General features: G+C 42.5%; 13 protein-coding genes. 3 read left to right on the forward strand and 10 right to left on the reverse strand.

What is annotated here, in order from left to right:
* Positions 1–4: 4 nt before the first annotated feature.
* From Q7O90_RS06330 to Q7O90_RS06345, 4 genes are all read right to left on the reverse strand, one after another.
* Positions 5–1,087: a PIN domain-containing protein gene (locus tag Q7O90_RS06330; protein ID WP_304128690.1), complete on the reverse strand. Its 1,083-nt coding sequence runs from the start codon at positions 1,085–1,087 to the stop codon at positions 5–7.
* 34 nt (positions 1,088–1,121) lie between these two features.
* Entirely contained in the window at positions 1,122–2,252 is a 1,131-nt protein-coding gene (locus Q7O90_RS06335) for an aldo/keto reductase (protein WP_304128692.1), read from the reverse strand.
* Between the two features lie 115 nt (positions 2,253–2,367).
* A complete protein-coding gene (locus Q7O90_RS06340; RefSeq protein WP_304128695.1) occupies positions 2,368–2,943 on the reverse strand; it encodes a uracil-DNA glycosylase family protein in 576 nt (191 codons plus the stop codon).
* 21 nt (positions 2,944–2,964) lie between these two features.
* Entirely contained in the window at positions 2,965–3,753 is a 789-nt protein-coding gene (locus Q7O90_RS06345; protein WP_330667065.1) for a ZIP family metal transporter, read from the reverse strand.
* Between the two features lie 100 nt (positions 3,754–3,853).
* Between Q7O90_RS06345 and Q7O90_RS06350 the strand changes: the two genes are divergently transcribed.
* Positions 3,854–5,248 carry an NAD(P)/FAD-dependent oxidoreductase gene (locus tag Q7O90_RS06350; RefSeq protein WP_304128697.1) on the forward strand — a complete coding sequence of 465 codons (1,395 nt, stop codon included), beginning with the start codon at positions 3,854–3,856 and terminating at the stop codon, positions 5,246–5,248.
* A 157-nt stretch (positions 5,249–5,405) separates the two neighbouring features.
* Here Q7O90_RS06350 and Q7O90_RS06355 read toward each other — a convergent pair whose 3' ends face one another.
* From Q7O90_RS06355 to Q7O90_RS06365, 3 genes are all read right to left on the reverse strand, one after another.
* Positions 5,406–5,918, reverse strand: a complete 513-nt coding sequence (locus Q7O90_RS06355; protein WP_304128699.1) for a nitroreductase family protein — start codon at positions 5,916–5,918, stop codon at positions 5,406–5,408.
* A gap of 84 nt (positions 5,919–6,002) precedes the next feature.
* Positions 6,003–8,261, reverse strand: a complete 2,259-nt coding sequence (locus tag Q7O90_RS06360) for a Tex family protein (protein ID WP_304128701.1) — start codon at positions 8,259–8,261, stop codon at positions 6,003–6,005.
* A 1-nt stretch (position 8,262) separates the two neighbouring features.
* Complete coding sequence (locus Q7O90_RS06365; protein ID WP_304128703.1) at positions 8,263–8,895, reverse strand: hypothetical protein; 633 nt, start codon at positions 8,893–8,895, stop codon at positions 8,263–8,265.
* 238 nt (positions 8,896–9,133) lie between these two features.
* On the opposite strand from Q7O90_RS06365, the gene trxA reads away from it, so the two are divergent.
* Positions 9,134–9,442, forward strand: coding sequence for a thioredoxin (gene trxA / locus Q7O90_RS06370; RefSeq protein ID WP_106057961.1), 309 nt, complete (start codon positions 9,134–9,136; stop codon positions 9,440–9,442).
* 219 nt (positions 9,443–9,661) lie between these two features.
* Here trxA and Q7O90_RS06375 read toward each other — a convergent pair whose 3' ends face one another.
* Entirely contained in the window at positions 9,662–10,543 is an 882-nt protein-coding gene (locus Q7O90_RS06375) for a hypothetical protein (protein ID WP_304128706.1), read from the reverse strand.
* A gap of 212 nt (positions 10,544–10,755) precedes the next feature.
* Here Q7O90_RS06375 and Q7O90_RS06380 point away from each other — a divergent pair, with 212 nt between their 5' ends.
* Positions 10,756–10,929, forward strand: a complete 174-nt coding sequence (locus Q7O90_RS06380) for a hypothetical protein (RefSeq protein WP_273279419.1) — start codon at positions 10,756–10,758, stop codon at positions 10,927–10,929.
* Between the two features lie 66 nt (positions 10,930–10,995).
* On the opposite strand, the gene Q7O90_RS06385 is transcribed toward Q7O90_RS06380, so the two are convergent.
* Together Q7O90_RS06385 and Q7O90_RS06390 are read right to left on the reverse strand one after the other, a co-directional pair.
* Positions 10,996–11,784, reverse strand: a complete 789-nt coding sequence (locus tag Q7O90_RS06385) for an NYN domain-containing protein (protein WP_304128707.1) — start codon at positions 11,782–11,784, stop codon at positions 10,996–10,998.
* Position 11,785: 1 nt separating this feature from the next.
* Positions 11,786–13,486, reverse strand: coding sequence for a phospho-sugar mutase (locus tag Q7O90_RS06390; RefSeq protein ID WP_304128709.1), 1,701 nt, complete (start codon positions 13,484–13,486; stop codon positions 11,786–11,788).
* Positions 13,487–13,578 lie beyond the last annotated feature (92 nt).

Raw genomic sequence — 13,578 nt, forward strand, 5'->3', positions numbered from 1 at the left:
TTTTTTATATTGTACTGATCTCTTCTCTATCTTTTAGAGTGTTCGCCCCTAGAGTAATCTGTAATTCTAAAACATTAACTCTTCCCGAACACCTATTTAACTCAATTGTGCACCCAAACCTCGCAGCATGATTTTCCAAGAGTTTAACGCGATCTAGATAAATGTATTTTCTCTCTTCTGAATCCCATGGTGAATTTTCGTAATCATTATAACAACATATCATGGTTATATCTGCTGAACAATTCAATGTCACTATTGATGTTTCTTCTAATATTTGATCTACTGAATGAAGTCTACATTCTATGTCAGATATATTTTCCAAATAGGTTTCATCATAATCATACCCCTCTATGCAACATTCTCTATCATAGCTCATACCGCAGACATAAATACAGTCACAATCCCTTACTCTCTCTTCTATATCTATGATTATTGATTCAATATTGCTTTCTAAACTACTAATTGTTTCCTTATAACCTTCTTTATCCTTATTAATCATGTCAAATAAGTCACTTAGCGATTCTAGCAAATGGTAATTTTCACCTTCAAATGCTCTATTAAAACCTTTATCAGCACTAATAATATATATATTTTCTTTATCGAATCTTTTTTTTACCTGTTCAATAATAAAAGCATCTGGAAACTCCTCTTTTTTCTTTTCTTCAAAAGGAGGTTTCATATCAAAATAGTCTTCTATTATTTTATTTGCATTGATATTACCAGAATTTAGAATCTCAGGTTTTAAGTCATTAATATACTGTTCAAACCGCAAATTGCATTCTTGGACTACATTCTCTTCACAAGGTATATTTATAAATGATTCAAAACCCGCAGCACATAACATTTCGTTTGAAACCATCTTTTTAATATTCTTACTGCATTTTTTCACACTTCTTGTTACTTCAATTGCTTTTTCTTTAAGGTGGTGCTTCACCTCTTTAATTACAATATCACTCAAAATTAGATTTATTGTCCCATCGTTCACATATTCTCGTAATATGTGAAAAATTCCATCTATTCCAAAATCAAATTTAGCTCCAAAAAAAATATTAGTATCTATAGTTACATTAATAGGGTACTTGTGCATTTATTTCCACTCTTTCTTTTTGAAATTTATATAATTACCTACTCTCGAAATGCTCTGCCACCATCTCAAGATCCTTTATAATTGGCAGATGCTGCGGACATATCGCCTCACATTGACCGCACGAGATACACTCGCTGGCCTTTCCAAATGTCATAGTCGTTCTCTCGTAGTACTCGCACTGAGGCGTCCACTCTCTATCGCTATCTTCATGCATATCCGTATTGTACAGAGAGAAGTATCTCGGAATAGGAATATTCATAGGACATCCCTCCGTGCAGTACGAACAGGCTGTGCACGGGATAGTAATGGAGCTATTTATTATACTGACCACTTTATCTATGATCTCATATTCATCTTGTGATAGAGGCTTGAACTCTTTCATGTATGAGGTGTTGTCGAGCAGCTGCTCCATGCTGCTCATACCGCTTAGAACTACTTTTACATTCTCTAGGCTAGCAACGAAACGTATCGCCCAAGAAGCAACGGACATATCGGGATGGTACGCCTTGAGTAGAGCTTCAGCTTCGGCAGGGACATTTGCAAGAATTCCTCCCTTAACGGGCTCCATTACCACGACATCCATTCCATGCTTAACAGCTACCTCGTAACACTTTCTGGACTGAACGCCCTCACTATTCCAATCGAGATAGTTAATCTGCAGCTGAATAAATTCAAATTCAGGGTGATCAGTTAGGAACTTATCTACATGCTCAGCGTCCTCATGAGAAGAGAATCCGAGATGTCTTATAATACCCTCTTCTTTCTTCTGCTTTAGGTACTCAAAGCAGTGGAGTTCTTTAAATTTATCGATGTTGTCACGTCCGACATCGTGAAGGAGATAGTAATCGAAATATCCCGCACCTGTCTTCTCTAGCTGCGCTTCAAAATACGCATCTCGCTCCTCTTCCGTGTTAAAAAAACCTGCATGCATCTTGGTAGCGAGCGTGTATTCACTCCGCTCATGTCTCTCTACTAGAAATTTCTTTGTCGCTGGTTCACTCTCTTTATTATGATACATCCATGCGGTATCAAAATATGTAAATCCCTGATCTATAAACGCATCTGCCATGCATTCGCACTCAGGTATATCGATGCTCCCTGCGTCATCTGGATTCGTCTGAGGCAGTCTCATAAGTCCGAACCCTAATTTATATCTAACGTCCATCTTCCCCTCCGTACATATTAAAAGTCAAAATAATTGTTAATCTATATAATTCGCAGCTGTCAATCTTAAGTGGTTTACGCTTTTGGACCACACATTTCAATTAACTAGCTGCATTTTATCCGAGTATTTTCGCCACTCTTTCAGCTAGTACAGGCACCACCTCTTCCATAAACCACGGGTTCTTAGCCTGCCAGCGGAAATTGAGCGGACTCGGATGTACTATCGGGAAGTACTTTGGCAGGTATTCTTTGTAGCTCCTTACGGTTTCAGTTAAATTCCTCTTCATCTCCCCCTTTAGGTAGTAATCCATAGAATATTTCCCGATTAGAAGAGTCATCTCTATATCTGCGAGCTCATCCAAAATCTCGTGGTGATACTCTTCAGCTATGAACTTTCTTGGCGGCAAATCCCCTGTCTTGCCCTTTCCTGGATAATAAAAATCCATCGGTAAAATCGCAATCTTATCGGAATAGAAGGTCTTCCTATCTATACCCATCCACGAGATCAGCTTTTCTCCAGACTTGTCGTCAAAAGGGATTTTAGACTCCTCTACTTTTCTCCCTGGAGCCTGACCTATTATCAGGATTTTGGCATCTTTATTAAGCTGAAAAATTGGCGGAATGCCGCGCCTTGTGTACTCGGTATTTCTCTCATCAGCTTTTAATTCCTCTACAATTTTCGAAATAGACATCTTTAGCCCTCCTAATTTTCTTTAACCAAGCGCAACATCTAGTGTCATCATGATTGAAAATCCAACAGCGAACATAAGTACACCACTATGCGAATGTTCCCCTTCTGACATCTCAGGTATAAGTTCTTCTACAACGACATACAGCATTGCTCCAGCTGCAAAGCTGAGCATGTACGGCAGAATCGGAGTCAGCGCTTGTGCGAACATTATCGTAAGAATGGCACCTATCGGCTCAACCACACCCGATAGCACGCCATTTCTAAATGCACGGTGCCTCGATGAGCCAGCTGAGTAAAGTGGCATGGATATGATTGCACCTTCAGGAAAGTTCTGAATCGCTATTCCAAGTGAAAGCGCAAGCGCACCCCCAAGTGATATCCCTGAATTGCCAGTCATCCAGCCAGCAAATACGACGCCGACAGCCATCCCCTCAGGTATGTTGTGAAGTGTGACCGCTAGAACCAGCATCGTCGTCCTAGACAAACTGCTCTTTGGTCCCTCAACTTCATTAGTAGCAGCATGCATATGAGGAATCACGTGATCCATAAGTAGCAGAAATCCGATTCCAATCCAAAATCCAATCACCGCCGGTATAAAGGCGAGTCTCCCCATGCCTGAACTCTCCTCCATAGCAGGAATTAGGAGACTCCATATAGATGCAGCAACCATTACGCCTGCAGCAAAGCCACTGAGCATACGCTCAACACCTTTACTGAGGTCTTTTTTCATAAAGTATACGCAAAACGCGCCAAGAGATGTCCCGATAAATGGAATCATGACGCCATATATAACATTGAGATTAATACCCAAAAGCCCTCCTATTTGAATTCACCTTGATACAGCTTCATCTATTACAACTACAACTTATGCTATAATTGTGTGACTCTCATTATACACCTAGGAGACTGAATTGAAACAGAGCACAAGATTAAAAAACATTGATAGAACTAACCATCATGACATTTCTGCGAAAGGTAAAAGCGGGCGCTCTTTCACACCTGCATCTGCAAGTACATCATCTGTAATCAGCACTGATGTGATAATAGTCGGTGCTGGTGCGTCAGGACTGATGTGTGCTGCAAGCCTAAAAACCGGCGGTTTAATCCTCGAAGGTTCTTCCCGTGTTGGGACGAAGCTCCTGATGAGCGGCCATGGTCATTGCAACATCACGCATGCTGGCAGCATCAAGGACTTCCCTAGCTGCTATGGTGATGCTGGAAAATCAATCCGCAAGATTCTGTATAAATATAGCAATACCGACCTGGTTTCATTCCTCGATTCTCGAGGAATCAAAACCGTGACACAAGCAGACGGCAGGGTATTTCCTGAATCGATGAAAGCTCAAGATGTGAGAGATGCATTTCTATCAGCCTCTTCACAAAACGGTTTTAAGGTCATCACTAATAGAAAGGTTGTTGAAATCAAAGCTTATGACAAAGAACCACTTAATGATAAAACGAAAGAATTAGATACAGGAAGATACATAGTTATAGCAGAGACTCCAGATGGTCAGAGATTTTGTTACGAAGCAAAGCATCTCGTGATAGCAACTGGAGGTAAATCTTATCCAAGAAGCGGATCAGATGGCTCTATGTTCGACGTTGTAAACGAAGGACTTGGATTGGCGCACACGGAATTAAAGCCATCGCTTGCACCGTTAGATATAAAAGGGTATCCATACGGCGAGCTATCTGGAATTTCGTTTGATAAGGTAGAAGTTAGCATATATCCAAATGCAGGCAGGCGCCTTGTGCTTTTAAATGGCTCTCTGCTCCTTGCCCACGATAGCTTCACTGGACCAGTAATTCTCAATTCATCAAAATACGCAGAGCCAGGCTGCTGGCTTCAAATCAATTATGTGGGGATGAGCAGAGATGAAGTTCTTGCCAGACTTATCTCAGCTACTGGCACCGAGTTCAAATCCTCGCATGGCAGATGTTCTGGTGCAAGAATCGCGCAAAGCAGCGAACTCGGAGCTATAATTGCTAAAGAGTTCGCTCTGCCGCGCCGCTTCGCCAAGGAAGTGGCGAAGCGTTCCGCTTGCAGCGCGAAGAAGGCCGCCGTCCTCCTCACGGAGGACCGATTCGAAATCGAATCGCGCGGTGACTTCAGCAAGGCCATCGTCACCGCGGGTGGCCTCTGCCTCGACCAGTTTGACTGCAAATCGATGCAGCTCAAATCCGCCCCAAACGCCTACTGCATCGGAGAGATGCTAGACGTAGACGGAATCACAGGTGGCTATAACCTCCAGTTCGCCTGGTCCTCGGCTAGGGCTGCGGCAGCTTCAATAGAAAGCAAATATTAATAATTCATTTCCTATCTGTGCAGAAGATTAATATTACAGATTTATAATCACTAAGCATCGCTAGCAGTTACTCAATTTTAAGCCAAAAAATACAATCGCTATACCCCTTGTAATCCCAAGGGATATAGCGATTTTTATAACTCATCTTGTCCTATAACTATAGATACGAAACCGTCTCACTAAGCGCCTTGCGTTTAAAGTGATTCGGTAGCGGAGTTCCTTCCTCTGCGGCGTACCCAAGGTCCATAGCCATGAGTATCTCTTCATTTTCAGGAAGTCCGAGCGCCTTATGCAGCTTCTCTGGATCTAGGAAATTAATCCAGCAGCTGTTTAACCCTTGGTCAGCTGCAGCGAGAATCATATGAGTTGCAACGATTGATGCATCCTCAATTCCCGAATCCCTCTTTTCACCTGGATACACATAGACATTGGTCGTATCGAAGGCTACCACTAACACAGTTGGCGCACCATATCTACAAGGAGTTTCAATATCAAATTTATCCAGCGCTTCCTTTGATTCCAGCACGTACACGTGCTGTTCCTGCAGGTTCTTAGCAGTTGGAGCAAGCCTTCCAGCCTCGAGCACCGCCTCTAGTTTTTCGCGCTCTACTTTCTTGTCCGAGTATTTCTTGCAAGAATATCTGCTTTCTATAACTTCCTTAAATTCCATAATACCCTCCTCTTTTCAGCATTAAACGCATTATTTTTTACATAGTTCATTAGCGCTAGCAGTCAGCACATATGAATTGATTCACTATCTCTTTTTCTTCATCGATAGTGCAATTTTCTTACGCTTCTCGTCAGCAGATAAGACGCGGACATTCACGATATCCCCAACCTTTACCACGTCGAGCGGATGCTTTACGAATTTATCCGACAGCTCAGAGATATGTACGAGCCCATCCTGATGAACGCCTATATCCACAAATGCTCCGAAGTCCACGATATTACGAACTGTTCCCTTGAGCTCCATATCTGGTCTTAGGTCGCTTATCTCCAGCACATCACTTCTTAGCAGCGGTGCTTCAGCCTCTTCTCTAGGGTCCCTTCCTGGCTTTTCGATTTCATTCAAAATATCCTTTAGCGTATATTCACCGATATTCGCAGCTTCTGCCAGCTGCTTCATCGAAGGTCTATCCGACTTGCTATTTCCATGCCTGCTACCGAACTTTTCCTGCAGCTTGTTCTTGGAACTCAAACTTTCTGAGATTCCCTTAGCTGCACCTGTTATGATATCAGAAGGCTTGTATCCCATAATTTCTAGCACCTTACGGGCCGCATCATAACTCTCCGGGTGAACCGCCGTGCAATCTAGTGGCTCCTTGCCATCTCTGATGCGAAGGAATCCAGCGCACTGTTCAAACGCCTTAGGACCAAGCTTAGCAACCTTGAGTAGCTGCTTTCTGCTGTCAAATCTCCCGTTTTCCTCACGATACTTCACGATATTAGCTGCAATCGGTTTACTGATTCCCGAAACGTATTCTAGAAGTGAAGCGGAAGCTGTATTTAAATCTACACCTACGCTATTTACACAGTCTTCTACAACTGCACCGAGCGCTTCTGCCAATCTCTTCTGATCCATATCGTGCTGATACTGTCCAACTCCGATTGAACGCGGATCGATTTTAACGAGCTCTGCGAGCGGATCCTGAAGCCTTCTAGCAATCGATGCAGAGCTGCGCTCACCTACATCGAGATCTGGATATTCCTCCGTAGCTAGCTTGCTAGCCGAGTATACCGAAGCGCCTGCTTCATTTACGATTACATACTGGAGCTTTTTCTTAGGATTTGCATAGAGTCCATGCTCGTACTCCTTGATGAATTCTGCGATTATCTGCTCCGACTCACGGGAAGCCGTGCCGTTTCCGACAGAGATGATATCTATATCGTATTTCTTCACTAGCTTTGCTAAAGTCAGCTTTGCTTCTTTAACCTTATTCTGCGGTGCGGTCGGATATATAACAGTTGTGTCTAGAATCTTTCCAGTCGCATCTACCACAGCGAGCTTGCAGCCTGTTCTAAATGCCGGGTCCCAGCCGAGAACTGTCTTCCCGCCGATAGGTGGCTGCATGAGAAGCTGCTCTAGGTTGCTTGCAAATATCTTTATCGCACCTTCCTGTGCTCCAATCGTCAGCTCATTTCTGATTTCAGTTTCGATAGACGGGGCTATGAGCCTCTTATATGCATCAGCTGCCGCTTCTTCGATATACTGCTGAGTGACCTTGTTAGCTGAGCTCTTTAAGTCTTTAAAAAGCCTTTCCTCTATCTTATCCACTGGAGCTTCAAGCTTCACACTGAGCACCTTTTCATTTTCTCCTCTATTGATAGCGAGGATTCTGTGTCCTGGGAGACCGTCTACCTTCTCTGCAAATTCAAAATAATTCTCATATACACTGCGTTCTCCGCTAGCCTCGAGTTCTGCCTTTACCGCTGGAATCACCGATGTGATGAGCACACCTTCCTTAGCAGTAAGTGTTCTAATCCAGGTTCTTATATCCGCATCATCCGATATATCCCCAGCGATGATATCTAGCGCTAGCTTGATTGCGGTATCAGCGTCATTTACCTCGTGCTCCTCATTTAAGTATTTGAGCGCCTCTTCTAGAACTGAAACTGTTGCATCCTGTGACATGATATATGTCGCCAGTCCTTCAAGCCCCTTTTCCCTTGCAATCATCGCACGAGTACGTCTCTTTGGCTTGTAAGGTCTATATATATCCTCGACTGCAACGACTGTCTCGGCCTGCTCTAGCTTAGCTAGAAGTTCATCGGTTAATTTTCCTTGGGACTCTATTGATGAAATTACTGTCTGCTTTCTCTCTTCGAGCGAACGTAGGTACTTAAGCCTCTCATCAAAGCGCCTAAGGACCTCATCATCAAGTGCTCCCGTCGCTTCCTTTCGGTATCTCGCGATGAAAGGAATAGTATTCCCCTCATCGATGAGATTGATTACAGCCTCGGCCTGCCAAGGTTTAATGCCTAGTTCCTCCGTTATCTTCTGTGTAATGTCCATATTAATTCAGCATGCTGCTATCAAGTATCAGCATTATCTCCCCTTCGTTGTCATATGCGCGGTAACGAACCTTCTGTCCTGCTTCAAGCCCGAAGCCCTGCTTTGGTGGATTATGAAGTGTGCCGTAAAACTCATTGTCTCCAAAATCAGTCGTTCTCACCCACACTACCTCTGGCAAAAATCCCTTCTTTCCCACCGTCACACTCACGAAGTCCGGAAGTTCAATGTTTCGCCCACCATCCAGCATCTCCAGCTCTCTAAGCATTGTCATCTTCTTATCTGCAGACTCTAAATTATCTCGTATATCATCTGCTACATCATCAAATTCCGATAAGTCGGCGTCCTGCTCGCTCACAGGTTCAAATTCATAATCCTTAACATCATTAAATCTTACCCTTGCGTACCTCTCGGAACATCTCGGTCCTACCTTTAGCTTCCCATCTTCAGCCTTCTTTGCAGAGGCTAATAGATTAAAGCTAGTGCCTACGAGATCCTCACAGAAGCAGTATGCAATTACCCCTGTTGCACCATCGATTATTTCTATTGTGTCAGATAATCCTTCTAACGCATCAGGGCACTCGATATAGATAAACTTATGAAATATCTGTCTAAAAGTTGCTTCATCAATATACATGTCAAATCTCCGATTTAAAGCTTCATACTTCTCTATCTAATTAAGCTAATTATACTTTCTGCAATTTGACTTGCAAAAATACATTTATTAGCCATTAATTATACCATGATATTGTTTTTTCTCACATAATCATCACACAGTGACGAAAAAAAATGTTAAAGTGAAATTAATAAAAATTGTACGCAATTAATCTGAATGCTCGTATTCTGATTTTGAGTAATATAAGGAGGACAAGAAAATGGCAGCAATTGAATTAACATCAGAAAACTTTGAACAGGAAGTTCTGCAGGCAGATAAGACAGTTCTAGTTGATTTTTGGGCTTCTTGGTGCGGACCATGCAAGATGCTATCGCCAGTCATCGAGGAAATCGCTGACGAGAGAAGCGACATCAAGGTTGGCAAGGTCAATATAGATGAGCACCCAGAACTTGCTCAGAAGTACGGCGTTATGAGTATCCCAACAGTACTTGTAATCAAGGACGGCGAGGAAGTAAACAAGTCGGTAGGAGCAGTTCCTAAGAAGGCTCTCCTCGATCTTATCGGCTAGTATATTGCCTCCCGGCAGTACAACGTATAAAAAACTAATGAGTGATAAAGCACCTCACTGGCTAAATCCAGCGAGGTGCTTTGTTATACTTGTATTTATGACTTTGTAAATTAACCTCTCCATTTTCATAATAAAAAACCGTGCAACTAGTAAGGCCATCTTCTTCCTTTAATTGCACGGATTCTATTATTATTGAAAATTTATTACTGGAGATATATACTATCTGGCTTTATTTTCCTGTACCGCCTGCACATCCTCTAGCAAGGCAGCTTCTTCTGCCTCACTTATCTCATGCTTTGTAATCTCCACATAGGACTGCGTGAGTCTGATTGCATAGAGCGTTCTCACAATGAAGCTGATGATGTACGCAGCAGTTAACATGAATAAGAATATCTGCATACCCCTTAACGCACTGTACAAAGCTACGAATGAATACGCACCTCCAGCAATTATTTTGAGTATATATTTCTTTAGAACGAACACGATGCCCATCACACCAATTGTCACTATCACCGTGGTAACAATCATCGCCATTCTATATATTTTCTCAGTCATAGTGATTACTTTAGATAATTCTTGGCTGCCAAGCACATCTGCGATTCTTCTAGTCCCGAGCAGAATATTTCTCATATAGATTATATTTAGAATATTACTAACAACCAGTACTGCAAGAAGCATTATCACTAAGCTCCATACTAAGACACTCACTGTGCCAGTATTGATATTATCTGTCCTGAATGAAATGACAACAAAATTACTGGCAGCAAATGCGAGGACTACAAATGCTATTATGGATAAGAAAATGAAGATGAGGTATGCAATATATACCTTGCAAGCCTTTCGATAGAACGGATTGAGTTTCTGGAGTCCATTTAAACCCATGATGTATAATATTGCATTTGCTATGAACATAACTAAGATTAAGTCAGGAGCAATCTTCGTATTGAAGATCAGAACGCCATCTGACATCTCTGACATCGCCGCTATCTGAAGCAGTGTAAATAGTCCAGTAACACCGTTTATCAGTATGTACGTTACTTCTATCCAAATAGCAATATTTACATACTTTAGACCACGGTAATCAATCGCAGTTTTATCCATTTTATCCTCCTTTCTTATTTTTCACTTATATTGATTGTAATTCTCTATATTAATTTTCTGCATCAATTTTCAGCAAAATCTAGCGTATTCATAATAATAAACACAGTGTTTCAATTTCATTATATGTTTGAATAAGTTGAGGAAACAACTAATATAATGTAAAATAATAAATAATTAAGAATTAGAAGTTAAGTTAGAAAAGAGGAGGAACTATGGACGATAAGCAATATAAAGAAGCATTTAACAACAACGTGCCAGATGGCTATGATGCTGATACATATATAATCGTTTGCCCTGTATGTAGCAAGGAGTTTCAGGCATCACCTGGAGATGCAGTATGTCCAGAGTGTGGAGCTGAGCTAAGTTTTACAATCGAAGACAAGTAGATTTATAGTTTTCATCAAAGATAGAAAATCACCTACAGTCAGACTGCTGACTATAGGTGATTTTTATTATCTTACAGTAACGTATATACCGCGGTCGCCGCTAACCTCTACCTTGAGAGACTTGAAGTCGCTAACAAATTCCTTAAGGTACTTGTAACGCTTACCGCCCTTCTTGCTGTAATACCTCACATCGAAATTCTTATAGATGCGGTTTAGCTCATTTCCGATAAGTCCGAGATCTGTAGGCTTACCCTTATCATTATTCTCCATGATAATCTGCTGAATCTTCGCCTCTATTGCCTTCTTGCTAGGAGTGTTGGCGGTATTCTCAGCCACATCCTTGCTGCGTTCCTGTTTCTTCTGCTTTTTATACTCAGCTTCGAGAGCTTCCTCAGCGAGGCGCTCCTCCTCTGCCTGCTTGGCAAGAAGGTCTATATAGATGAACTTATCGTAGGCATTTTCGAGAGCCTCTGTAGCCTTGTCCGATTCTCCCATACCGAGCACTAGGCATCCTGACTCGCTCAGTCTTCTCGCTAGAGACGTAAAATCACTATCAGAAGAAACTATGCAGAAACCTTCGACATTGCTTCCGTACAAGATATCCATTGCATCGATTATAAGAGCTGAATCAGATGCGTTCTTGCCTCTCGTGTTGTTAACCTGCATCATAGGCTTTAGTGAGTGCTTTCTGATCTCTTGCTCCCACCTAGTCTTAACGATGCGTTCCCAGTTGCCGTAGATTCTTTTATACGAACAGATACCATACTTCTCGATTTCGTCGATTATGTAACCCGCATACTGAGCTGAGATGTTTTCCGCATCTATGAGTAGTGCAATTCTCACTTCATCTGTCATCTTAATTTTCCTTATATTTATTAATTTCAGCAACAACAGCTTTCGAAATTCTCTCCAGTCTGCTCTCCGCTGCTGACTCTGCACCGTAGAAACCAAAGTAAATCTTGAACTTTGGTTCTGTTCCGGAAGGTCTAAAAGCAATCCAGTCGAGACCGCTTAGCTCGTATAGAAGAACATTTGATTCAGGAAGGTAATCCGTATAGTTCTTTACGTCAAGCACTCCGAGTTCAGTTCCAGGTTCACCAAGCTTGCCGTCGAGCGTTCTAAGATGCTCCATAAATCTTTCCCCAACACCAACGCCTTCCACGCATACACTACCTTCTGCGGAGTATCCGTAGAGCTTATGCAGGGATTCCAGCTGCTCGATTAGAGTAACACCGTTCGCCTTGGACAGAGTTGCGATTTCAGCTATAGCTACTGCGGCCATCACGCCATCCTTATCGCGGACAGCCTGGTTAAGCATGTATCCATTGCTTTCCTCAAACCCGAACATAAATCTTTCCATTCCATTATCGGATCTCTGCCTAATCTGCTCGGCAATATTCTTTATGCCCGTTAAAGTTTCATATAGTTTAACGCCATATCTAGCGCAGATGGCTCTTGCCAGGTGGGTCGATACGATTGAAGTTACCACATATCCATTTTCTGGAAGATTACCCAGCTTCTTTGCCTCAGAAAGAAGATACTCGAGGAGTATCGCCCCTATCTGGTTTCCTGTAAGCCTCTTATATTCGCCCTCATCATATACCGCTACGCCTAGCCTATCTGAGTCTGGATCTGTAACGATAATGATATCAGCCATCGACATCTCAGCGTATCTCTTAGCCAAATCATACGTATCATCATACTCAGGATTTGGAACCCTTAGACTTGGAAAGTCACCATCTGGATTATCCTGCTCATTTACTGCAAATACCTTTTCGTATCCCAGTTCACGAAGCGCCCTTCTTACCGGCTCTCGTCCCGAGCCATTGAGCGGTGAATACACAATACGAAGCGAAGCTCTCGATCTTCTGCTGACACTGCTGCTATTAAACGAGTCCATGATCATCGCATCGTAGCTGTCGTCGATTTCCCTGCCAAAATATGTAATAGCTCCGTCCTTTACGAGATCTTCGAAGGACTCCGCTGTTGAAAGTATCTCTATACCCTGAACAGCATCTCTGATGCGACTCTTAATCGCCTCGGTCTCTTCATCGATCATCTGCGCTCCATCGGATCTGTACGACTTAAAGCCATTGTATTCCTTAGGGTTATGCGATGCTGTAATCATTATTCCACCATCTGCTGCAAAATTCCTTATAGCATAAGATAGCATAGGCACCGGACGCAGTCTGTCTGAAAATAGAACCTTAACACCTGCCGCACAGCTAGCCACGGCGGCAGCCTCTGCAAGCTCTCTTGAATTATTACGTGAATCGTACGAAATAACGATTTTTACTTCCTTGCCCTCATGCTTTTCTTTAAGCATCTCTCCCATAGCATATGCTGCAGTAGCAACTGTATAGATATTCATTCGAGCTGAACCTACTCCCATAGTCGCCCTCATGCCAGCCGTGCCAAAATCGAGCTCCTCGCTGAAGCAGCTTTCAATCTCCTCTGGTCGGGATATCATATTCATCAGATACTGTCTCATATCTGAATCGATTCCCTTGGCATTGATCCATTCCGTATAATTTTTGATTGCCTTGTTCTCTTCCATACCAATTCTCTAATTCTAAACAACTATGCGCCTATAACTTTTCAAATACGAGCATGTACGTAGCCTGCAATTGCAAGTTCCGCACACGCTCG

It is taken from the genome of Mogibacterium diversum (genome assembly GCF_938028775.1).
Taxonomy (GTDB): domain Bacteria; phylum Bacillota; class Clostridia; order Peptostreptococcales; family Anaerovoracaceae; genus Mogibacterium; species Mogibacterium diversum_A.

Bases quoted from the DNA above. Each gene is read 5' to 3' on its own strand.
- Q7O90_RS06335 (WP_304128692.1), bottom strand. From the start codon at position 2,252: ATGGACGTTAGATATAAATTAGGGTTCGGACTTATGAGACTGCCTCAG.
- Q7O90_RS06355 (WP_304128699.1), bottom strand. From the start codon at position 5,918: ATGGAATTTAAGGAAGTTATAGAAAGCAGATATTCTTGCAAGAAATAC.
- trxA (WP_106057961.1), top strand. From the start codon at position 9,134: ATGGCAGCAATTGAATTAACATCAGAAAACTTTGAACAGGAAGTTCTG.
- Q7O90_RS06390 (WP_304128709.1), bottom strand. From the start codon at position 13,486: ATGGAAGAGAACAAGGCAATCAAAAATTATACGGAATGGATCAATGCC.
- Q7O90_RS06330 (WP_304128690.1), bottom strand. From the start codon at position 1,087: ATGCACAAGTACCCTATTAATGTAACTATAGATACTAATATTTTTTTT.
- Q7O90_RS06385 (WP_304128707.1), bottom strand. From the start codon at position 11,784: ATGACAGATGAAGTGAGAATTGCACTACTCATAGATGCGGAAAACATC.
- Q7O90_RS06380 (WP_273279419.1), top strand. From the start codon at position 10,756: ATGGACGATAAGCAATATAAAGAAGCATTTAACAACAACGTGCCAGAT.
- Q7O90_RS06360 (WP_304128701.1), bottom strand. From the start codon at position 8,261: ATGGACATTACACAGAAGATAACGGAGGAACTAGGCATTAAACCTTGG.
- Q7O90_RS06365 (WP_304128703.1), bottom strand. From the start codon at position 8,895: ATGTATATTGATGAAGCAACTTTTAGACAGATATTTCATAAGTTTATC.
- Q7O90_RS06375 (WP_304128706.1), bottom strand. From the start codon at position 10,543: ATGGATAAAACTGCGATTGATTACCGTGGTCTAAAGTATGTAAATATT.
- Q7O90_RS06340 (WP_304128695.1), bottom strand. From the start codon at position 2,943: ATGTCTATTTCGAAAATTGTAGAGGAATTAAAAGCTGATGAGAGAAAT.